This is a genomic window from Paenibacillus sp. J22P51, assembly GCF_059692215.1.
In genome coordinates this window covers 1-20,353 of record NZ_JCAUAZ010000008.1, presented here as the reverse complement: position 1 = coordinate 20,353, position 20,353 = coordinate 1, and the positions used below count along the sequence as shown (strand labels likewise).

General features: G+C 44.7%; 20 protein-coding genes and 1 rRNA gene. 11 read left to right on the top strand and 10 right to left on the bottom strand.

The features are described from left to right. Nucleotides 1-27 precede the first annotated feature (27 nt). A complete protein-coding gene (locus AC58QC_RS17745; protein WP_497416459.1) occupies nucleotides 28-1,101 on the bottom strand; it encodes a ParB/RepB/Spo0J family partition protein in 1,074 nt (357 codons plus the stop codon). A gap of 164 nt (nucleotides 1,102-1,265) precedes the next feature. Between AC58QC_RS17745 and AC58QC_RS17740 the strand changes: the two genes are divergently transcribed. Continuing rightward, on the top strand, nucleotides 1,266-1,361 hold the full coding sequence (locus AC58QC_RS17740) for a hypothetical protein (protein ID WP_497416458.1): 96 nt from the start codon (nucleotides 1,266-1,268) through the stop codon (nucleotides 1,359-1,361). Nucleotides 1,362-1,574: 213 nt separating this feature from the next. On the opposite strand, the gene AC58QC_RS17735 is transcribed toward AC58QC_RS17740, so the two are convergent. Both AC58QC_RS17735 and AC58QC_RS17730 read right to left on the bottom strand, forming a co-directional pair. Further along, nucleotides 1,575-2,381 (bottom strand): histidinol-phosphatase, encoded by an 807-nt coding sequence (locus AC58QC_RS17735; RefSeq protein ID WP_497416457.1) that lies wholly within the window; start codon nucleotides 2,379-2,381, stop codon nucleotides 1,575-1,577. A 122-nt stretch (nucleotides 2,382-2,503) separates the two neighbouring features. Further along, entirely contained in the window at nucleotides 2,504-3,406 is a 903-nt protein-coding gene (locus AC58QC_RS17730) for a LysR family transcriptional regulator (protein ID WP_497416456.1), read from the bottom strand. Nucleotides 3,407-3,671: 265 nt separating this feature from the next. On the opposite strand from AC58QC_RS17730, the gene AC58QC_RS17725 reads away from it, so the two are divergent. Both AC58QC_RS17725 and AC58QC_RS17720 read left to right on the top strand, forming a co-directional pair. Then, the gene (locus AC58QC_RS17725) at nucleotides 3,672-5,198 is read left to right on the top strand and encodes an MDR family MFS transporter (RefSeq protein ID WP_497416455.1); all 1,527 of its coding nucleotides are present in this window, start codon (nucleotides 3,672-3,674) and stop codon (nucleotides 5,196-5,198) included. Nucleotides 5,199-5,211: 13 nt separating this feature from the next. Continuing rightward, entirely contained in the window at nucleotides 5,212-5,790 is a 579-nt protein-coding gene (locus tag AC58QC_RS17720) for a PadR family transcriptional regulator (protein ID WP_497416454.1), read from the top strand. A gap of 270 nt (nucleotides 5,791-6,060) precedes the next feature. On the opposite strand, the gene AC58QC_RS17715 is transcribed toward AC58QC_RS17720, so the two are convergent. Together AC58QC_RS17715 and AC58QC_RS17710 are read right to left on the bottom strand one after the other, a co-directional pair. Continuing rightward, nucleotides 6,061-6,858, bottom strand: coding sequence for a TIGR01457 family HAD-type hydrolase (locus AC58QC_RS17715; protein WP_497416453.1), 798 nt, complete (start codon nucleotides 6,856-6,858; stop codon nucleotides 6,061-6,063). Then, the gene (locus tag AC58QC_RS17710; protein ID WP_497416452.1) at nucleotides 6,855-8,534 is read right to left on the bottom strand and encodes a PAS domain-containing sensor histidine kinase; all 1,680 of its coding nucleotides are present in this window, start codon (nucleotides 8,532-8,534) and stop codon (nucleotides 6,855-6,857) included. Before AC58QC_RS17710 ends, AC58QC_RS17715 begins: the two co-directional genes overlap by 4 nt. A 280-nt stretch (nucleotides 8,535-8,814) precedes the next feature. On the opposite strand from AC58QC_RS17710, the gene AC58QC_RS17705 reads away from it, so the two are divergent. After that, nucleotides 8,815-9,273 (top strand): chemotaxis protein CheX, encoded by a 459-nt coding sequence (locus AC58QC_RS17705; RefSeq protein ID WP_497416451.1) that lies wholly within the window; start codon nucleotides 8,815-8,817, stop codon nucleotides 9,271-9,273. A gap of 73 nt (nucleotides 9,274-9,346) precedes the next feature. Continuing rightward, nucleotides 9,347-10,123 (top strand): SDR family NAD(P)-dependent oxidoreductase, encoded by a 777-nt coding sequence (locus AC58QC_RS17700; protein WP_497416450.1) that lies wholly within the window; start codon nucleotides 9,347-9,349, stop codon nucleotides 10,121-10,123. 48 nt (nucleotides 10,124-10,171) lie between these two features. Here AC58QC_RS17700 and AC58QC_RS17695 read toward each other — a convergent pair whose 3' ends face one another. After that, nucleotides 10,172-10,435 carry a DUF2573 family protein gene (locus tag AC58QC_RS17695; protein WP_497416449.1) on the bottom strand — a complete coding sequence of 88 codons (264 nt, stop codon included), beginning with the start codon at nucleotides 10,433-10,435 and terminating at the stop codon, nucleotides 10,172-10,174. 247 nt (nucleotides 10,436-10,682) lie between these two features. Here AC58QC_RS17695 and AC58QC_RS17690 point away from each other — a divergent pair, with 247 nt between their 5' ends. The 3 genes from AC58QC_RS17690 to AC58QC_RS17680 all read left to right on the top strand — a co-directional run bounded on the left by AC58QC_RS17690 (nucleotide 10,683) and on the right by AC58QC_RS17680 (nucleotide 13,370). Next, a complete protein-coding gene (locus AC58QC_RS17690; RefSeq protein ID WP_497416448.1) occupies nucleotides 10,683-11,258 on the top strand; it encodes an RNA polymerase sigma factor in 576 nt (191 codons plus the stop codon). An 85-nt stretch (nucleotides 11,259-11,343) separates the two neighbouring features. Further along, a complete protein-coding gene (locus AC58QC_RS17685; protein ID WP_497416447.1) occupies nucleotides 11,344-12,777 on the top strand; it encodes a DEAD/DEAH box helicase in 1,434 nt (477 codons plus the stop codon). 47 nt (nucleotides 12,778-12,824) lie between these two features. Next, nucleotides 12,825-13,370: a hypothetical protein gene (locus AC58QC_RS17680; RefSeq protein ID WP_497416446.1), complete on the top strand. Its 546-nt coding sequence runs from the start codon at nucleotides 12,825-12,827 to the stop codon at nucleotides 13,368-13,370. 73 nt (nucleotides 13,371-13,443) lie between these two features. Here AC58QC_RS17680 and AC58QC_RS17675 read toward each other — a convergent pair whose 3' ends face one another. The 4 genes from AC58QC_RS17675 to AC58QC_RS17660 form a co-directional block, all read right to left on the bottom strand. Further along, nucleotides 13,444-14,649 carry an MFS transporter gene (locus AC58QC_RS17675; protein ID WP_497416445.1) on the bottom strand — a complete coding sequence of 402 codons (1,206 nt, stop codon included), beginning with the start codon at nucleotides 14,647-14,649 and terminating at the stop codon, nucleotides 13,444-13,446. Beyond that, nucleotides 14,646-15,470, bottom strand: a complete 825-nt coding sequence (locus AC58QC_RS17670) for an HAD family hydrolase (protein ID WP_497416444.1) — start codon at nucleotides 15,468-15,470, stop codon at nucleotides 14,646-14,648. The genes AC58QC_RS17675 and AC58QC_RS17670 overlap by 4 nt, the downstream gene beginning before the upstream one ends. Continuing rightward, the gene (locus AC58QC_RS17665; protein ID WP_497416443.1) at nucleotides 15,463-16,239 is read right to left on the bottom strand and encodes a DeoR/GlpR family DNA-binding transcription regulator; all 777 of its coding nucleotides are present in this window, start codon (nucleotides 16,237-16,239) and stop codon (nucleotides 15,463-15,465) included. Before AC58QC_RS17665 ends, AC58QC_RS17670 begins: the two co-directional genes overlap by 8 nt. Nucleotides 16,240-16,390: 151 nt before the next feature. Continuing rightward, entirely contained in the window at nucleotides 16,391-18,046 is a 1,656-nt protein-coding gene (locus tag AC58QC_RS17660; protein WP_497416442.1) for an FAD-dependent oxidoreductase, read from the bottom strand. Between the two features lie 213 nt (nucleotides 18,047-18,259). Here AC58QC_RS17660 and AC58QC_RS17655 point away from each other — a divergent pair, with 213 nt between their 5' ends. The 3 genes from AC58QC_RS17655 to AC58QC_RS17645 form a co-directional block, all read left to right on the top strand. Then, nucleotides 18,260-19,474 (top strand): S-layer homology domain-containing protein, encoded by a 1,215-nt coding sequence (locus tag AC58QC_RS17655; protein ID WP_497416441.1) that lies wholly within the window; start codon nucleotides 18,260-18,262, stop codon nucleotides 19,472-19,474. 156 nt (nucleotides 19,475-19,630) lie between these two features. Further along, nucleotides 19,631-19,909 carry a hypothetical protein gene (locus tag AC58QC_RS17650; RefSeq protein ID WP_497416440.1) on the top strand — a complete coding sequence of 93 codons (279 nt, stop codon included), beginning with the start codon at nucleotides 19,631-19,633 and terminating at the stop codon, nucleotides 19,907-19,909. Between the two features lie 332 nt (nucleotides 19,910-20,241). Then, a 16S ribosomal RNA gene (locus tag AC58QC_RS17645) occupies nucleotides 20,242-20,353 on the top strand; the annotation flags it as partial.

The following is a 20,353-nucleotide window of genomic DNA, read 5'->3' as shown; positions in this document are numbered from 1 at the left end:
ACGAGTCACATGCGGTGTCAGTAATCGTTAGTGCGTAACAGCTAAAACTTGAACCTTTTTCCAAGCTTCCAATTGTTGTTCCAACTGTGCCACTAACGTCGAGACGTCTTGTGAGAACTGCTCTCTTTCTTGCTCATTCATTCCATCCTGCTCCATATTCAGCTCGCTCGGAGTGGGAGGAGCGGGAATCGCACGAAGCATTTGCTGCAATTTTGATTGAAGTGGGTTCACAGCTGCTGCGGGAACGTCAGCTTGTGGGGAAGAAATCCTAGTTTCCGCTGCCGTAACGTCTTTGACTTCAACTTTTACTTCCTCAACAGCCTCAGTAACATCCACTTTCACCTTCTCAGACTTGGCAGGTGCTTTGGCTGCGACGGGCTTTGCTCGTTCTGCCCGATTGTTCTGGAAGGTGGACCAGGTTTCGATTAATTCAGGCCCAGATTTATAGAGCAGCTGGCCTTTAATCCGATCGGAAATGTCCTTATCCTTAAACATCTTCGCAATTTTCTTGACATCACTGACAGGCATCTCATCGCGTGCCATGATTAATGCAAGCGGATCACGATGCTCCATTGGCAGATCCTTCAGCGGCAGTAATTGATCCTCAGTGAGCTTATCTTTACGAATCTCGGTTCCAGAGGCGATGAGCTTCTTTACGGAGTTCCCAAACTTGAGCAGTTCACATTTGTTTTTGATATAGGATTCCGGCTTACCAAGCTTACCAGAAAGATATTTAATAGAAGAACTAAACTTCGCGTCATGCATGAGCTTATGAAACGCCTCGGCTTCCTCGATCGGAGAGAAGCCTTCACGCGTTAGATTTTCAGCAATCTGCTCCAGATAGATTTCCATCTCATCCGTTACCGTGGACACGATACAAGGCATGGTTGGAAGTCCAAGCATTTTACTAGCTTTATATCTGCGATTGCCATAAATGATTTTATATCGATTGTCTGCGGTTGTACGCACTTTAATCGGTGAGAGCAAGCCAATTTCGCCAATGCTTTTCATTAATTCTTGAAGTGCCTCTTCATCGAACTGATAACGGGGCTGATCAGTGTCCTCATCAATGAGATGTATTGCAAGGTTATGTATGTCCATCTTCATGTCTCCATTCGTTCAGGGTCATCTAACTTAATTATATATCAAGGTTGGAACCGTGGGAACGTCAATTCGATAGATCATGGCGATTCCTATCCGCAGGCAGCAAGTTCAGCAATAAATAAGTTCTGTACAGGCTTCGCCAACTAGGGATCTCCATTTCCGTGGACGATTTCGGTACGCATTATTCGTCCCTAAGCTATTTGAAAAGATTCCCGGTTACGAAGAGGAAACCGAAGAGCAGGTGGATTTCTTGGTAACGAATGGATGCCATCAAATTCAAGGCTATTATTTCTATAAACCAATGAAGCCAGAGCAGCTAGAAGCAGTATTAAAAGTAGGGTTACATGAGAAGATGGCTTTCCTAAGAGCAAAGTCTATACATAATTATGATATATAATTGGTTTGTACGATAACAAAAGAGGTGCCCCTGTACTGGGGGCACCTCTTTTGTTAGGACAAGAAAAAGTCCGCTATAACGCAACAATTTGCTTCTGCTTATTTTGGAAATAGACCCAATGCTTGAATCCAATTTCCTTCAAGGTTTTCCGGACTTCTTCCCAATCGTCAGCAACGCGACTAGGGACATGGGCGTCAGACCCGAAAGTAACCTCAACGCCGTAATGCAGCGCACGCTCCAGAATTTGGTGTGAAGGATACCAGCCACCAACGTCTTTCGTTTTACCTGACGTATTAATCTCGATCGCTATGCCAGATTCCCCGATGATTTGCAGTGTTTCATCAACCTTTGGGGTCGAGATATCGGAAAAGGCAGGGTAGAAGCCTTTCATGGCATCAATATGTCCAAGAATTTGGAACATCCCTGAACGTGCGGATTCAGCAATTAGTCCATAATATTCTTCCTTATGGGCTACTTTCTCAGCTTCATTCAATTTTTTCCATCTGTTGCGATTGAAGATACTCACACCGCCAGAGAGATGAACAGAGCCAATGATGTAATCGAACGGATATTTTGCATATTCTTGCCGATAGACGTCCACATGCTCGGGAAAATAATCAGATTCTACACCTAAGAGTACATTAATTTTGCCAGCATACTCTTGTTTAAGGCGAAGTACTTCTTCGATATATCGCGGAAATTCGCTTTTCGCCATGGCAATTGCAGGTTGTGCACGGTCTTCTTTACTTCCAAAGTAAGGAGAGTGATCCGAGATCCCAATAACCTGAAGTCCGGCCGCGATGGCTGCCTCAATATAATCACGTATGGTATCTTGCGCATGACCGCACCGTTCATGATGCGTATGTAGGTCGAATTTCATTGCTAGTCCTCCTAAAAATATTGCTAGTTTCGGGGTCCCCGCAAAGTAATAGGAATAACCTTCGAAGGCAAACATCACTTTGTGGGGTAAGTTTCAGCAATACTAGCATCTTAAGCACAAACTTATTCAGAACCGATAAATTGCGTTTCAGGCATTCCTTTAAGATCGCCAAGAAACTGTTGCATGGCTGAATTTAAGTAACGTCCTGACTTATATACTACGCCTACCGGATGGGTAATATCCAATTCATTCACTTTTACCATTTTCAATGTGCCATGCCGCAATTCATCAGCTACCGACATCTTCGAAATAATCGCTACACCAAGATTCAGCTCTACCATGCGTTTGACTTCCTCACTGCTGGACAACTCCATGACGATATGAGGAGCTACCTCATAGGACTTGAAGATTTGATCGACAAAACGTCGGCCCGCTGTTTCCGGGGAAAGCATGATAAACGGAATGTTCTTGAGCTTCTCGATAGATAAGTGGGTGAAACGACTAAGCGGATGATGCGTGGAGACGATGAGCTCGAAAGTATCATAATAAAGCACAGATGTCTCCAGTGCTGGATTCTTCTCAAACAAGTACGTGATGCCAATATCGATGTGACCGCTTTCCACGGATGTCATGATCTGAGAGGAGGTCATGGAATGAATCGTTGTTTTGATCAGCGGGAATTGATCTTGGAAATAGGAAAGCACCCTCGGCAATATCTGCATGGCAATAGAAGTCGTTGTGCCAATATGAATGTGACCTTGAGGGGTTTGACTCAGATCAGAAAGACGCTGTTTCAGGTCATTGGTGATCCGCAATATTTTTTCCGCGTGCTCCAAGAAGAGCTTTCCACTATCCGTTAACGTAACAGGCTGATTACGATCAATGAGAATCGTACCGAATTCATCCTCAAGACTTTTTATTTGCGCGGAAACGGCAGGTTGGGTCAGGTTAAGAATCTCACCAGCTTTACGAAAGCTCATCGTTTTGGAAATCGTGAGCAGGGTTTCTAACTGGTTCATATTCATGAGATTACCTCCTGCAAGTTAGATTAAGGGTACAAAGGTACAAATAAAATTTATCGAAATTGTAAAGGACATAAAAACCTTTTCTAACTTTATTATATGATAGGAAGTGCGAACTAGGCAACATTGCAGGATAATTGTAAGTTTTCGGGCGCAAGCTACGGAGGCATGGGAAAAGGCTTTAACCTGAAAAACATCTTTTCAAATTACTCAAATTTGAATATAATAATTTATGTAATATAAATAAACGATTGAGGAGACTTCACGTATGTCTTTAACACGTAAATCAAATCCGACCTGGACGGTTGTGGGCTTGATGCTTGGGCTCTTGCTTGCTTCACTCGATCAAACGATCGTTTCCACCGCGATGCCAACGATTGTATCCAAGCTGGGCGGCTTCAGCCAATTCGTCTGGGTATTCTCGGCTTATCTGATCGCGAATGTGGCTGCAATGCCGATCTTCGGAAAACTATCTGATATGTATGGGCGCAAGTTATTTTTCATAATCGGGATTATCGTCTTTATGATTGGATCTGCGTTATGCGGAACAGCATCGTCGATGACACAGCTGATCATCTACCGCGCGATTCAAGGTATTGGTGGCGGTGCCTTGGTGCCGATTACATTTGCTATTATTTTTGACATTTTCCCTCCAGAGAAACGAGGTAAAATGCAGGGCTTGTTCGGCGCTGTATTCGGTTTATCCAGTGTACTTGGACCCATAATTGGTGCTTATTTTACGGATCATGTTACTTGGGAATGGATTTTCTTTATCAATTTACCTCTAGGTATTGTTTCCCTGTTGATTATTATTTTCTTCTATCACGAGTCTGTGGAACACTCTAAGGCGAAGATCGATTGGGGTGGTACGATTGTTCTGACCGCAGCTATTGTTTCACTCATGTTCGCATTGGAGTTTGGCGGTAAAGAGTATGCGTGGGATTCGATGCAGATTATTGGTTTGTTCGCAGGCTTCGTAGTATTGCTGGCAGGCTTTCTTCTCATAGAGAAATACGCCGCAGAACCAATTGTACCGCTCGATTTGTTCAAAAACCGTTTGTTTACATCAAGCATGGGTGTAAGCTTTGCCTACGGAGCGGTTCTGATTTCGGCGGGTACTTACATCCCTTTGTTTATTCAAGGTGTATTCGAAGGATCTGCGACATCAGCTGGCTCGACATTAACGCCAATGATGCTAGGTGTTGTAGTAAGTAGTGCGTTAGGAGGACGCTTTATCAGTAAATTCTCCTATCGGAATGTGCTGCTTGTATCGGTGGCTCTTCTATTAGTAGCGACATCGCTTCTTGGTGGAATTTCCATTGATTCAGAGAGATGGGTCATCACGACGTACATGATTATTCTTGGTCTTGGCATTGGCGCTTGCTTCCCAATTACGTCGATGTCAGCACTTCACAAAGTTGATTTCCGCCGTCGGGGTACTGTGACATCCTTAGTTGCTTTCTTCCGATCTGTTGGTTCCGCCATTGGGGTTGCCATATTCGGGAGCATTCAAGTGAACGCTTTGAAGGATAACATCACGACTTCGCTGAACGATCCAGCAATGGCTGAAAAGTTTCATGACGCACGTATGCTGCTGCAACCTGAGGTGAGAGCGAAAATTCCAGCTGAGGTCTTGCATAAGCTGCTTACTGCGCTTGCAGATTCCATTGCTGTCGTTTTCCAAACAACGATCGTCTTAGCCGTGCTAGGTCTTGCGTTCATTTTAATGATGGGAAATGCTAAACTAGAAGTTGGTAAAGCGCCTGTTAAAGGAGATGTACCAGTAGGACACTAGGAGGAAAAAACAAATGTCGATGAAGCTGGTCATTCTCGGACTATTAATGGAAGCCAATCGGCACACCTATGAGATTCGCCAAACGATGAAAGAACGTGGCATGACTAATTATATGAAGCTGCAGGATGGTTCGCTTTACTACGCGATGGATCAGCTTCATAAAGAAGGTCTTGTAGAAGCACTGGAAGTCGTGCGCGATACGAATCGACCCGAGAAGACGATTTATCAAATCACGGAAGCTGGTAAGCGAAAATTTCAAGAGCTGCTGTCTCATCAATTGCATGAAGAGATTAAGCATTATCATCCGCTTTATGTAGCCCTGCCGTTTACCGTTCATGGTGATCAAGCCAAGATTGCCGATATTCTTGAACATAAAATTTTGGAACAGAAAATGATTATGAATAAGATGAAAAGCTTATACAACGAGCATTTGACCATTGTTCCACGCGTTGTTTTGCAAATGATGGTCGGCAGCTATAAGCGTGCTTTCACCGAGTTGAAATGGCTAGAAGGGCTGCAACAAGATGCCCGAGAGGGTCGGCTGCAGGAGAAAGATTCGGAGCTCGATGTGGATTGGGATCGGATTGAGTGAGGAAGATTGAAAAACGCACTACCTTGGCCAACAAGGTAGTGCGTTTTTTTAGGCGATAAAAACAACATTTATAACGCGATCTATTCTCGGGCGGATTACTCCCCGGCACCCATTAGTCCGAAATTGCCGAATTAATCTTATTTTTCGTGTCATTACTTCTTAATTAGTCCTAATTTGCCCAACTAAATCGCCGTCAACAACCTTCACACAATGAAAATAGGTAATTAGTTCGGCGAAATCGGACTAATGCAGCTGTACAGCCGCCAACCCTCACTTGCTCGATGATGATAGCATTTCAAGCTGCGCAATGAAATGCGGCAAATCCGTGCAGACCAAGTCCGGCGTCAAGTCAGCCGACGCCAGCTGCTCGTGCACATTGTCTGGCGTGGCCACGCCCGTCAGGACAAGAGCCGTGCGGCACCCCGCCATCGCGCCTCCGCGGATGTCGGTGTGCACGTTATCGCCGATGACCCAGACATCGGCGGCAGGCAGGCCGAGCCGCTCAATGGCATACGCCATGATGATCGGCGAAGGCTTACCGATCACCACCGGCTCCACGCCGGAGGCGGCGGTGATCGCAGCGGCCAGGGAGCCCGCCCCTGGCATAAGCCCTCCATCCGACGGAAGCATCCGGTCGGGATTGGTTAAAACATAGGTCGCGCCATGTTTCAGATGGCGGACCGCTTCCGTCAGCTTCCCATAGGTGAAGCTGCGATCAATGCCCTGGACGACGTAGTCCGGCGTCGTCCCCTCGAAAGCGAAGCCGGCTGCGTCCAGCGCAATCCGCAGGCCGTCTTCGCCGATCATATGCACGCGCTGGCCTGCGCGCTGCTCGGTCAAGTACTGAGCAGCCGCTTGTGAGGACGTATAGACGGCTGCCGCGGGTACTGCTATGCCGAGCGCTTGCAGATGCTCGGCAACCTGTTCGGGGGTGCGGGACGAATTGTTCGTCACCAATAAGTAGGGCAATTGCTCCTGATGCAGCCATTCCAAGAAAGCTGCGGCTCCTGGAATGGGCTCATGCCCTCTGTAAAGTGTGCCATCTAGATCAATCAGAAATCCGTTCATCCTGTTGCTGCTCCTTTTACTAGGTAAGTTGTTGTCGGAAGTGTGATCTCGACGACCGTGCCTTCCTCTAATTTACTGTTTATTTTCATGAAGCCGCCGTGTGCTTCAATGATTCGATAACAGACCATCAAACCAAGACCTGTTCCTTTTTCCTTCGTGCTGTAGAAGGGCTCTCCAAGCTTGGGAAGACGCTCTGGCGCAATTCCGCAGCCCTGATCCACGAAACGAACAATAATTTGATCGCCCGTACCTTTCAGCTCCGCATGAATTCGCAGGATTCCGCCTTGCGACATGGACTCGATTGCATTTTTCATAATATTGATAAAAACTTGCTTAATTTGATTCTCGTCACAAGTAACTGGTGGCAGCCCGGAGTCAACTTCAGCTTCAATTTCAATATTACTTAGCAGGGCTTGAGGCTGAAGCAATTCTACTGTGCTCATGACAATCGTATACAAGGTACTTGTAACGAAATGTGTGGCCTGCGGTTTGGATACAAAAAGAAACTCATTCACAATGAATTCTATACGTTGTAACTCTTTTTGCATAATCTCAATATAATACTGCTCTTTCGTCGAACTCGTTTTGAGCAGCTTGAGGAAGCCCTTTAATGCCGTCAGCGGATTACGGATTTCATGAGCAACACCGGCAGCCAATTGCCCAACGGCAGAAAGCTTATCCGATTTAATCAGCAATTCCTGCGTCTTCTTCAACTCGGTAATATCACTGAACGTAATGACGGTGCCTAGTAACTGGCCGCTTACCTCGAGCATAGGACTAGACATATATTCAACAGGGAAGCTGCTCCCATCCTTTTTCCAAAACACATCTTCATTCACAATCGAGCCTTCACGCTGCAACATCGTATTCACAATCGCGTTTTCCTCTAGTCTGACGAAAGTACCATCCATATGAACAGGTCGAATGAGATTATGTATACGCCGTCCTAGCATCTCGTCCACCTTCCATCCGGTGATCGCTTCTGCCGCTTTGTTCCAGAATATGGTACGTCCATTGATATCTATCCCATAAATGCCTTCAGAGACGGAGTTCAGAATTAGTTGATTTTGCTTATAAAGCTTATCAATTTCCTTTTTCTGTTCTCTGATCTCCGTTAAGTCTTTGAGAATGGCATAAACCCCAACGATTTGGTTGCCCACCTTGGTGGGGACGAAAGTTACATTAGAAGGGATGGGAAATCCATTCTGATGCAAGAACGCAGCTTCGAAATTTTGCGGCATTCCTTCAGAAGCCACTTGAAAATGGTGGAGCGTTTTGAGTAAGTCAGGAGGATGGATCATGGGTAGAAAAGAAGCGGATTTTGACGATTCTTCACCCAAGCCCAGCAAGCTTTCAAGTCCGTGATTCGAAGATAGTACATCGCCGTCTAAGCTAAAGGAAATAATGGAGTCAGGATGGTTATCAAAAAGAGATTTATACCGCTCAGCAGACTCCGAAATACTAGCTTCACGTCGCTTGATTAGCCTGCTTCCCAAGTAGGCAAGTATCATGAATACGACGAACAACCCGCAATCGACAGCTACACTTGCTATTCGGTTATGTTGAAAATAGGATAGTTGATGTAAAAAAAACAAATCGACACCGAGCAGCGTTAGAGTGCCTATTAAATAAAATATTAATTTTCGAGCACTTGCAGGAGGGGGGTTCATCATCATTGACTCTCAGCTCTCCTTTTGAGATTCTCTTTAATAGTTTAACAGGAATAGATAGTATTTAGTATAATTTACCATTGCTTTTGTGTCTCTACCATTTAGTAATCGATTCAATTAGCATTTCGACAATTTAAGTATGACGGTAGAATAGGGGGTATGTATCTGAGTAGTTGGAACTATTTTTGTGAAATTGACAGTATACTTGTCCCAAAATTTTATGTATAATGTTGAAAAAGGTCGTTTTTCTGTGGAACTTATTCACAAATGAGATCGGAGCGGAGCTATGAAGGCTGAGTACATTAATCCCTTTTTGGAGTCGGCTAGAATTGTCATCGAACAAGTTGCTAACATTCGCCCAACAACGGGGCAGCTCGGCATTAAAGACGTTAAGTTTGTGGAAAATTATATCTGGATTCAAATTGGGATGACTGGGCAAATGGAAGGCGACGTTGTCTTTGGTTTGGCTGAAGACGTTGCTTTGAAAATGGTATCTGCCATGATGGGCGGATTCGTCGTCACCGAAATGGACGAAATGGGAAAGAGTGCCATTTCTGAACTAGGTAATATGATTAGTGGTAACGCGAGCACGATGCTCTTTAATCAAGGGGTTCGGGTAGACATCACGCCACCTAAGATTGTCCAATCTGCTACGGCAGCAGGATTTGTGCCGAAGAAAGCATTAACCATTCCATTAATTATGGATGGCATTGGTGAACTAGACATTCAAGTATTAATTACGTAATATAAGTTAGAACGTGTGGAGTACCTACAAAATGGTAACTCCATTTTTTTTGCGTGGAAGGGAGCGGATTAGGTTGGAAATTACGAACAAGGTCGTCTTGATTACTGGTGCGTCAAGTGGGATAGGGGCTGTGATGGCAAAGCAATTTGCAGCCAAGGGAGCTATTCCTGTGCTAACGGCACGGAGTACAGATAAGCTGAAGCAAATTGCTTCAGGCTTGCCAGGGCGGCATGCGGTTTATGCGATGGATGTTACAAATACGGAAGAAGTCAATGGAGTTGTAGCTCAAATCATCGCCGAATTTGGGCGTATTGATATCCTAATTAATAATGCCGGATATGGTATTTTCGAGGCATTTGCTGAGGCGCCTTTTGCACAATTTGAAGAGATGATGAATGTGAACTATCTAGGTCTAGTGCGCTGCACGAAAGCCGTACTTCCTCATATGTTGAAGGTGGGCAGCGGTCATATCGTCAATATTGCCTCGATGGCAGGTAAAATTGGCTCAGCCAAATCGACTGCTTACTCTGCGACCAAGCATGCGGTGCTAGGCTTTACGAATAGTTTGCGAATGGAGCTAGCGAAGACGGGGGTATCGGTTACGGCTATTAACCCAGGTCCGATTGCGACGCCTTTCTTCGACAAGGCGGATCCGAGCGGCAATTACGTGAAAAACGTCGCTTGGTTCATGTTAAAGCCAGAGAAAGTTGTTAAGGAGCTTTTGCATGCCATCGAGAAAAACATTCCTGAAAAGAACCTGCCTTTTGTAGCTGGTGTAGGAATCAAATTGTTTCATATGTTTCCTCGCATGTTCGACAAGCTGGCGTCAGGTATTATGAACAAAAAATAAAGCGGCTCCCAGTCAGATGATTGGGGTCGCTTTTTTCAACTTACTATCCTACGTTTCAGCTTGATCAGGCTTTGCTGCTTGCTTGGCTTGATTCAGCGCACGGATTTCCTCGAAAATACGACGCATTTCGGCCTTGCCTTCGGGATGAGATTGGTTCCAGTGGGAGGCAAGTGCAGGAAGAGCCTTATGAACATGGTTAAAAAATGCCCAAACCTTGATTTTCTCGATCATTTCTGGGGATGTGTCCCCCGTAATAAGTTCAGCTGTTTTGGTGACCAACGTGTTAAAATCATTCTCGAAATCGGTATTCATTCACTTCATCCCTTCGGATGGAAATAGGTAGTTGGAGCACTTTAAGTTTAATAGATGAAGGTGTACCTGTCAAAAGTGGAGAAAAAGGCGTTGTAGACCGATTTTCACGCATTTTAAGTCTTCTTCGAACCTGGAGGAAAATTTTTCCGAATATTTCTCGTTAAACGATTGTTTACTCCTCCTTTTTATCCTAAAATAAGGTAGATATATGATGGGTCTTTTTGCCTGTAGGCTAGGGGGGAATAGGATGAAGTCACTGAAAGAGATATTCAACAGCGACTTTAATACATTAGATAAGAGCTTGCAGGAACAAATTTATAAAGAATTTTACTTGCTCGTCTATCCGATGATTAACTTTATTTTGAGAGATCACGCGGCCGTGGAGGATATTATCCAGGAGTCCTTTCTTCGTGCGGTTCACAAGGCCCCGTTATTAACAGAAATTGATAAATATGAGAGCTGGCTCAAAAGACTTACCCGGAACGTAACCCTAAATCATCTGCGAAAACATAAACGTAACCGTGACGAACTCGAGACAGAGATTCTCTTCTCCTTAAAGGAGTCAGCCCCAACTTCCGATTATTCGGCCTCGCCAGATGTAGAAGTGGAAATGAAGGTCATGCGAGAAGCCGTTATCGCCTATATCAATCAACTTAATCCCTCCTATAGACAAATTATCGCCATGAAATGGATGCATAATTTATCTTACAAGGATATGGCTAGTGAACTTAATGTAACAGAAGGCGTTGTGCGACAAAGGCTGTTTCGTGCGCGCGATGCCATTAAGCAGAAGTTTTTGGATGAGTGGGGATCAGAGAGATAGTGGGGTAACGGTAAATATTTGTTTGCTGAAGCACTCTAGCATATAATATGGGCATGAGGTTGGAAGAGAAAAGGGGTATTTAGCATTGAGTACGAGTTTTGAACAGCTGCAGATTGCACAGACGTATTTAGATAAATTACAACATTTGGGGATTGGTGAGCCAACTCCGATTCAAGCGGAGGGTATCCCAGTTCTTCTGCAAGGTAAAGATGCGATTATCCAATCCCAGACTGGAACGGGTAAAACACTAGCTTATTTGCTGCCGGCACTTGCGCGAATCGATCCTTCGCAAAAACAATTGCAAGTACTGGTTGTCGTCCCTACGAGAGAGCTAGGCATGCAAATTATGCAGGAAATAGAGAAACTGACGAGCGGGGGACCTATTCGTTCGCAATCCTTGATTGGGGGAGCTGCCGCTGCGAGACAGGTAGAAAAGCTGCGCCTTCATCCGCACATTGTCGTTGGAACGCCAGGGCGTTTGCTTGAGCTGATGAAAATTCGGAAGTTGACGCTGCATCATGTGAAAATCGGCATTGTCGATGAAGTCGACCAGGTGTTCGAGCTTGGCTCTATGCAAGATGTAGAAGCGGTGCTCAAAGGTATGCTGCGTTCAAGTCAGATGGTGTTTGTCTCGGCGACAATTCCCCAAAGTACGGAGCAAGCAGCAGGCAGATGGCTGAAGGATCCGGTTATTATCAAAATTAATCCCTCACAGCGTACTGCTGAAACGCTGGAACATCACTATGTCGTGTGCCAGGAACGTGAGAAAATTGATACACTCAGAAGACTTGTTCGCATGATCAAGCCAACTTCTGCGATTGTTTTCATTAACGTGACTGATGATATTGCGCAAGTCGTTGGCAAGCTGCAGTATGTCGGCCTTTCGATTGAAGCCCTCTATGGAGAAGCTAGCAAGCAGGACCGCGCCAAAGTCATGGGTAATTTCCGTGAGGGCAAATTCCAATTGTTGCTTGCAACTGATGTTGCTGCAAGAGGACTAGATATTGAAGGTGTGACGCACGTATTCCATTTGGATGTGGCTACGAATGCGGAGTATTATCTTCACCGTGTAGGTCGGACAGGCCGGATGGGCCGCGAAGGGACGTCGATCTCTATCGTGACGTCGAAAGAGCTATTCATCATCGAAAAATTCGAGAAGCAGCTTGGCATCACGATCGAGCCGAAGGCGATGTACGAAGGCCGGTTGGTTGATCCGGCCCAAGACCGCAGTGCGGCTACGATGCGCAGCCGCCGTGAAGCTGCGCGCCCTAGCGCAGCACCTTCGCGCAGCGGCTCCGCCAGCGCGCGCGATGCTGCCGCGCCAGCGGGCGCGGTGCGTGTAAGCGCCGCGGCACCAGACGAGCGCGGCCAGCGTGACGCTGCTCCGGCGAAGCCGGCAGCGCAAGGGAAGCCGGCTGCCGCTGGCAAAGCCGTTAGCAAAGCGCAACGCGAGCGCGATCGCAAGAGCAAGGGAGCTCCGCGCTGGTTGAAAGAGAAGCAGCAGAATAAAGAAGAATAGCTTGCTTCTTAAGGAAGCTAGTCATTATCTGCGGGGTGTAAAGCAGCATGCTGAAGAAAATCATGATTACGATCTTGACTCTGGCTGTCATCACAGCGGTGATGCTAGTCATCGTCATTCAGTATGTGAAACCAACGGAGTCACTTGATCTGCAGTATAAAGAGATTTCAATTAGCAGCAAAATGGCAGAAATGATCCTCTCCCGGAAGCTGGAGGTTCGGCTTTCGGAAGAGGAAGTTAATCATTTGCTCAAGAAGCAATTAGCTTCGCACAGCTTGCTGCCGCATGATTTCCGTATGGAAGGTATCAAGCTGAACCTTCAAGGCTCCATGATTGAGGCGGATGTAAACGTGAGGTGGCACGAACGGATTCCGGTCGGTGCTCGCACGATGTTTTCATTGGCGTGGGACCCGCCTAACTTGGTCATTCAGCATGTGAATACGCAGATCAAGAATTGGCAGCTGCCTAGTGATTGGCTGCAATTGGCTCCTGTTGAAATTCCACTTCAATCTTATTTGCCTAAATTAATTGGGATTAAGAATGTGGTGTTTGAGGATAAAGCCATTGTGATTCAATTAAAGGCATTTCAATAAAGCGAAAACCCTTCAATTCCACATTGTGGATCTGAAGGGTTTTTCATTACGTTCCAGCTATTCTATTCCCGCATCACGATTGGGATGCAATGATGTCATCAGCTTTCGCCCGCAGCATAGGAACCTGCCATCTGCGAGTATACATAATAATGCCAAATACAACACACATACTAATAAGTACAAACCAAATCGAGACGCCTACATGGAAGTGATCCATGCCCCAACCTACACCGAGCGGCAGAATGGCTCCGCCCAAACCACCAGAGGCGATAAGTGTACTTGTTGTTTGTTCCGTACGTCCTGGCAATAATTGATTCGCATAGATTATGGCGACGGCGAACATACCTGACATAAATAATCCGAGTAAAAGAATGACGGCAAAGCTACTCCACAAATTCGTGCTAAATAGCCATACGAATACGGTGAGCACACTTAAGGCGAAGGAGAAGACTAAATACTTAAAATACGTTATTTTCTCCGCAAGTACGCCTGCAAATATGCGTCCAACCACCATGGTTACCCAATAAGCGGTAACGCCAAGTGAAGCGATGGAGCTGGGAGCCTGAAGCTGGTCTTTGAAGATCGACGGTAAGAAATTAACGATCGTATTCTCCATGCCGCAATATAAGAAGAATACGGTCATCAGCAAGCATAAGAAGATGAAGGATCTTTTAGACAGAACGGGAACTCGCTCCGCTTTCTGTGTGCTGTCTGCTTTATGTGAAAGTAATTCATCATGCTCACCTAAGGAAAGCTTTGACCAAATGATCCCTGTAGCAAGTGCGCTAATGCCTAGCAGCATGAACGCATTTTTCCATAGACCATTTGCAATAAGTAAACTAGATACAAGCGGCATAAATAAGGCGCCTAGTCCAAAGAAAACTTCAAGCTTGCTGAAGGCAACGGCTTGTTGATCTTTGGCTGCCATGAGAACGAATGTGCTTATACTGGATTCCACAAGTCCGAATGAGATACCTGCAAGGAAGGTCAACCCGATAACCATTGGCCAGGGAGGCAGTAAGCCAATAGCAAGCATAGCGACAAACAAGAAGCAAAATGCCATTGTAATCGTACTTCTACGACTAATACGACGAATGAGCGAAGGCATCGCAAGCACACCTAGCATGAACCCCCCAAACTGCAAGAAGACCAGCATTCCACCGCCACTGTAGCTTCGACCATAATGGGCCAGTAGTTCAGGCAGCACCGCGCCAAATATAACGTGTGTGCAGCCTGTTAGTAAGTAAGATAAGCAGCCCATAATTAAAAGTCTTTTCATAATGCGGCGCTGCCTTTATGTTCAGACGTAAACTTTTCATTGAAAGCAAATACGTGTGCAATCGCTTCGGATACGGAATTCACCGTATAAGCGGCATGCCTTTTCACATCTGAATGAGCAGTATGCATGGCGAAGCTATGTGGTGTAATACCAAACATAGAAACATCGTTAAAAGAGTCTCCAAAACATGCGATCTCGTCAGGCTTGAAACCTAAATGCGCGATAAGTGTAAGCAATGAGCTCCCTTTCGAAACTTGATGAGGCATGATGTCGAGACAATCTTTATCAGCCAGATAGATGTCCAATTGATCGGGGAGTTCTTTTTCTAATAACGCTTTGATCTCTAGTAAATTGTCTACACGCCCGAAGAGAGAAAATTTACATATCGGAAACACATCTTTCATGGTCATCTCTAATTCGCTATTTAATAGAAAAGGTTCAAACATTCTCGCTTGAATTTCGTCGGAAGCTGGGCTCAAGCGCTCAATATAGTTGGCATTCCCAGAGCAAATCAGCTTTACGACATCGTAAGCTTTGATGAGCTGATAAACTAGATTGGCGATAGAAGGCTCAAATAGCTTCGCTTGCAGGAGTGTTCCATCCACCAAGTGGATAAAGGCGCCATTTTGGGACACAGAATGTGCTTGATGATCGATTTCTTGAAGCACTTGCTGCATCTCCAAATTCATTCTTCCCGAGGCTAGACAAAGCGTAATTCCTGCTTCTTTTACTTGGCGTAGCGCATTAAGCTCTCGCTCAGTTACTTTCTTATGATGGTCAAGCAAGGTGCCGTCAAGATCGCTAACGATAAGTTTAATCATGGTGGTTATCTCCTCCTGCTAATACAATTTCAACTTCACTGGCCAATAGGCGTTCTTTCATCTCTTCGCTAAGCGCTTGATCGGTCACAAGGATATCAATACTTTCAAATCCAACTACCCGATGGAACAATCGCTTACCGAATTTGGAATGATCTGCGAGTACAATCACTTGATCCGCATGCTGCATCATGGCTCTAACTAGATAGCAGTCCTCTTCGTTCGGCGCAGATAATCCATCTTCAGATATTCCGCAAGTTCCAATGAACAGTTTATCGACATGATATTCTTTTAACATTTCAATCGCCTTCGCGCCGTAGACACTATGATGCTTATTATCTAGCACGCCGCCAAGCATATGAATTGTTATTTCATCTTTGCGGGTGAGGATAGCGGCTGTTTCAATGGAGCTCGTGATGACAATGTTGTTTTTAGAGCTCAGGGCAGTTGCGGCATGCAGAACAGTCGTTGAGGCATCCATCATAAGATAATCGCCATCTTGAACGAGGGCAGCGGCTGTCTTCCCAATCGTATGCTTGGAAGATGACTCTGCCTGTAAACGCTGATCATAATTTCCGACTTCTTTGGAAAGTGTCGGAAGAATTGCTCCGCCTCTTGTACGAACGATCGAGCCTTGTTCTTCTAACTTCACCATGTCTCGTCTTGCGGTATCTCGAGAAACTTCATAAAGCTCACAGATCAGGTCAACCGATATACGCTTATTTGATTTTAAGTATTCGAGGATGGCAACGAGTCGTTCTTCTTGAAACAAGGGTGTCGGCCTCCTATGCTTAAGTGTTGATAAGTAATTATAAGTATATTGCTTATTGTATACGCATGTTGCCTTAGTTACAATACCTTTACGAAAGAAAAAAACCGTGCTCTCGTTGCATGAACGAGGACACGGTTTCTGACTTGAATCCTTATTTTACGGCAGGCTTCTTACGCGTTTGAATATAACTTGGATAGGTGATCTCGCCAGTATCCAGTTTGCGAATTTCCTCTTCATTCCACCCTGTAATCTTGTTGGTAGCCGTTACGCCAGTCAACTTGATTTGATAATGGGCTGCTAAATACGTTTGAAGCGTCAACATTTGTTCAGGTGTAATTTCGCGAAGCTTTTGCTTACCATGAAGTTGGCCTAAGATGACACCGATAGATTCAGCGGCAAGACTCGTGTTCGGTTGAATACGTGTGCTGCCGTAAGCAATAGCTGAGGAACCAACATTTTTTCCAGCTGCGATGACATTCTCATAATTTTTAAGCAAAAAGCTGCGAAGCGGCATGCCATATTTATCGGGTCGACCCATCTCGATTCCCCACTTGTTGGCACTTGTACCTTGTAAATCTAACGGATAACCGCCAATACTGACATTGTCCCAGAACATGGTGCCAGCAAGGAGATCAGAAGGCTTTAATGTATAGTCCATTTCATAATGGTTGTATTCACGTACATAGGGATAAGTTGGAAGTTCGCCAAGCTCTGCTTTTTCCCAACCAGGTAATGTTTTACGGAAATGTTGTAAGATGAGTGCAGTTTCTTTATTTCCTAAATATACAGCTTCTTGCACAGACGCCTGCTTGGCAGGATCCACGGTATAGACGAGCAGGGCGTTAATGAGGACCTCTCCATCGCGTTGATTCACCGCATTCAAACCTCTTAAGAAAACACGATCATTAGAAGGATGATAAGCCTTCGTCATTCCGCTAAGACCAATTGCGAAACTATCGCTGACACTTCCGCCGCCAAATTGCTTTGCTCTTTCCTCAGGCTTTAATGCGTTGAATGCAGCATTGAACTTCTTCCAATCTACGTTTTTAAACTTCATCATCATGCCAGCACTCATATATTCAATGTCTTTCTGACCATAGAACTTCTCTAGTCCTGGTAGACGTTTGGCTTCCAATCGACTAATTAAAGCGGCAAAATCACTATTATCTACCCAATAAGAAGCTGTGATTTTCTTTACTTCATTTTTGTTTGTTCGATAGATGAGCGATGGAATCTTGTGCATATAGTCAGGCGTTTCGATTTGTTCAACTTCTTGGATGGTGATGCCTGACTCTATGGGGATATCTTTGCTTAGTTTATTCATATAGGTTGTAAATTCAGGCAGCTTACGAATCTTAGCGTTACGGAAGCCGTCGAAGAGTTCTTTCGCTCGGCCTTGAACGAGAAGGCGCCCTTGTTCATCGCGTGTTTCATCCAGAAACAGCATCTGACTTTGCAGGATTTGACCTCCAAAGGCTTGGTGCGGATCTAATATTCTCACTTTGAGGCCTTCATCCATGGCGGCTCGAGCCAAATAGAGGCCTTCAAGCTCGCTTCCAATGACGACGACATCTACGTTTTCTGTTGGATATGTGGCGACGCTCTCTTTTTTCGGCTCTTGAATGGGTGCTGCTGCCGGGACTTCACTTACTTGTGGGGTGTCTTGATGAATCACAGGTGGAGCTACAGCGGTCACGTTAATGCTTCCTTGTTTGAACCAAATCTTGCTGAATGAGAATGCTGATACAAGGATTAGGAGTACAGCCAGAGCAATAACGAGTTGAACTCGCGGGTTTCGTAAGCGCATACATAAGCTCCTTTAGCGTTAGACTATATGGTCTCAGTTTAGCAGTTTCAGAGTGGATTTAATAGACTTTGAGAATTGATTTTAAAAAGTTTTACAAGCTCTACCCCCAAAAAATGACATGCTTTGGCGAATCCTTGTAGCATAACCAGGAACCCTTCGCGAAGGCTCCATCTTATGTAAAAACCATAAAATGACTAAGGGAGAGATTTTACAATGAAAAAGGATCTAATGAAAAAATTCGTAGCTACAGGACTTGTTCTTACAATGGTAATGGGTGGCGGAACTGCCGCATTTGCAAATGGAAGTAAAAACGATGATCACGGTAAAGGTAATAATAACAATGGATCTAAAAACAATACCAACTATACCCAAAATGTTTTTAACGGGAACGTAACAATTAACATTAATTTTAACGATATGAAAAATTCACAATGGGCAATGCGTTATATTGCAAGCCTAGCTTCCAAACGTGTTTTCGAAGGATATGAAGATGGCAGCTTTAAACCAGAGAAAACAGTAACTCGTATTGAAGCGATTACAGCGGCTGTTCGTTTGATGGGATTGCGTGAGCAAGCTGAGTCCGATGCTGAAAAATCAACGAAATTGAACTTCAAAGATGCAGACAAAGTTCCTGCATGGGCAGTAGGTTATGTTGCTGTAGCTCTTGAGAATGACCTATTCACAGAAAGCGATGACAGCGTTCGTCCAAGTGAAGAAGCAAACCGTCTATGGGCAACGACACTTCTAGTGAAAGCGTTGAAATTAGAAGGTGAAGCTAAAGCAAACATGACTAGCAAACTTACATTTAAGGATGCGAAGCAAATTCCAGCAGGATCCGTTGGTTATGTGAAAGTAGCGGTTGATAAAGGCTTAGTCGACGGTTTTGAAGACAATACATTCAGACCAAATCAAAATGTAACACGTGCTCAACTGGCAGCTCTTCTAGATCGTACAAACGAGCAATTGCCTGGTGAAGATCAAAACACAAAAACAGGTACGGTTAATGCGGCTGTTTACAACAATGTTCTTTCCCTAACTAAAAATGGCACAACAACTGTGTACACATTGCACCCAGATGCTTTCGTTTTGCGTAATGGTGTGAAAGTAGCTGCTACTGAAATTGCTGTTGGCGATACTGTGAAAGTACGTACATTCAACAACACAGTTGTATTTGTAGAAGTAACTACGAATGCCCCAGTAAATGCAAACTTCGACATTACGGGTACGTTGACTGCAACAACAGTTAACGCTCAAGGTAAAATTGCGACAATCACAATTACACAAAATATCAATGGCGTTGATCAATCCACTACATATAATGTGGCTTCGACTTTCGCTTTGACAGGCAATTTGGCTAACTTCTCAGCAGGTCACCTGATCCAGCTTAAAGGCCAAAATCAATCCGTTACAACTATTGACGTTAAATAAAGGTAGAAAGTTCGCATTCCTACAATAGATATATAAAAAGGTTAGATTCATAAACAAGCTCCTTGCTTACTAGCGGGGGGCTTGTTGTTCATTTAATTGTATAATTTGGCAAGAGAAGTGGGAAACTATGCTATAACTTGAGAGGAGTGGTTAGGAATGGAAGAAAGCTTGATGGATACGTTTAAAAGATATTACGCTGATTACCGAGGTGCAGAGGGTGTTGATCAAAGCTTTTCGGATGCTTATCAGGCTATGGCGTTCCATGTCATCAATCAGACTGAGCAATATGTTCAAGAGGGTAACCTTCATGAGATTCAGAATCTGATTCGAGAGTTCAAAGAAATGGGACTAACGATTTCGCCAAGCAATGATTCATTGAAAGAGCAATTTGAGCAAGAACTTGTGGTGCAAGAGCTGAATCGATATTCTTTTTAAAAAGGTGTTGCATTATCCAAATGCCCGTGGTATATTACTGGTCCGGCCAAAACGGGCTGCAAATTTTATCGGAATTTGTAGAAATAAAGCTTGCATCTGGTTGGGCAATTATGCTATATTGTAATTCCGGCCTTGAGGTTGAGGCGGGGATAACGCATGGAGAATTGATCTTTGAAAACTGAACAACGAGTGAGTAAGCACAGTCGAGCAATCGACTATAAATGAGATTGCAAAATCTCGCTAGCTTCAAATGAGCAAGTCAGATTTGAATTTGGGCCCCGGAAAAGTAATCGGAATTCTCTTCGGAGGTTAACGTCACTTTTTTGGGTACCTTTATGGAGAGTTTGATCCTGGCTCAGGACGAACGCTGGCGGCGTGCCTAATACATGCAAGTCGAGCGGGTTTATCCTTCGGGATAAGCTAGCGGCGGACGGGTGAGTAACA

Coding starts and splice junctions, on each gene's coding strand:
- AC58QC_RS17690 (WP_497416448.1), top strand. CDS start 10,683: ATGAAGTCACTGAAAGAGATATTCAACAGCGACTTTAATACATTAGAT.
- AC58QC_RS17725 (WP_497416455.1), top strand. CDS start 3,672: ATGTCTTTAACACGTAAATCAAATCCGACCTGGACGGTTGTGGGCTTG.
- AC58QC_RS17675 (WP_497416445.1), bottom strand. CDS start 14,649: ATGAAAAGACTTTTAATTATGGGCTGCTTATCTTACTTACTAACAGGC.
- AC58QC_RS17705 (WP_497416451.1), top strand. CDS start 8,815: ATGAAGGCTGAGTACATTAATCCCTTTTTGGAGTCGGCTAGAATTGTC.
- AC58QC_RS17745 (WP_497416459.1), bottom strand. CDS start 1,101: ATGGACATACATAACCTTGCAATACATCTCATTGATGAGGACACTGAT.
- AC58QC_RS17715 (WP_497416453.1), bottom strand. CDS start 6,858: ATGAACGGATTTCTGATTGATCTAGATGGCACACTTTACAGAGGGCAT.
- AC58QC_RS17695 (WP_497416449.1), bottom strand. CDS start 10,435: ATGAATACCGATTTCGAGAATGATTTTAACACGTTGGTCACCAAAACA.
- AC58QC_RS17730 (WP_497416456.1), bottom strand. CDS start 3,406: ATGAATATGAACCAGTTAGAAACCCTGCTCACGATTTCCAAAACGATG.
- AC58QC_RS17660 (WP_497416442.1), bottom strand. CDS start 18,046: ATGCGCTTACGAAACCCGCGAGTTCAACTCGTTATTGCTCTGGCTGTA.
- AC58QC_RS17655 (WP_497416441.1), top strand. CDS start 18,260: ATGAAAAAGGATCTAATGAAAAAATTCGTAGCTACAGGACTTGTTCTT.
- AC58QC_RS17650 (WP_497416440.1), top strand. CDS start 19,631: ATGGAAGAAAGCTTGATGGATACGTTTAAAAGATATTACGCTGATTAC.
- AC58QC_RS17720 (WP_497416454.1), top strand. CDS start 5,212: ATGTCGATGAAGCTGGTCATTCTCGGACTATTAATGGAAGCCAATCGG.
- AC58QC_RS17680 (WP_497416446.1), top strand. CDS start 12,825: ATGCTGAAGAAAATCATGATTACGATCTTGACTCTGGCTGTCATCACA.
- AC58QC_RS17710 (WP_497416452.1), bottom strand. CDS start 8,534: ATGATGATGAACCCCCCTCCTGCAAGTGCTCGAAAATTAATATTTTAT.
- AC58QC_RS17735 (WP_497416457.1), bottom strand. CDS start 2,381: ATGAAATTCGACCTACATACGCATCATGAACGGTGCGGTCATGCGCAA.
- AC58QC_RS17670 (WP_497416444.1), bottom strand. CDS start 15,470: ATGATTAAACTTATCGTTAGCGATCTTGACGGCACCTTGCTTGACCAT.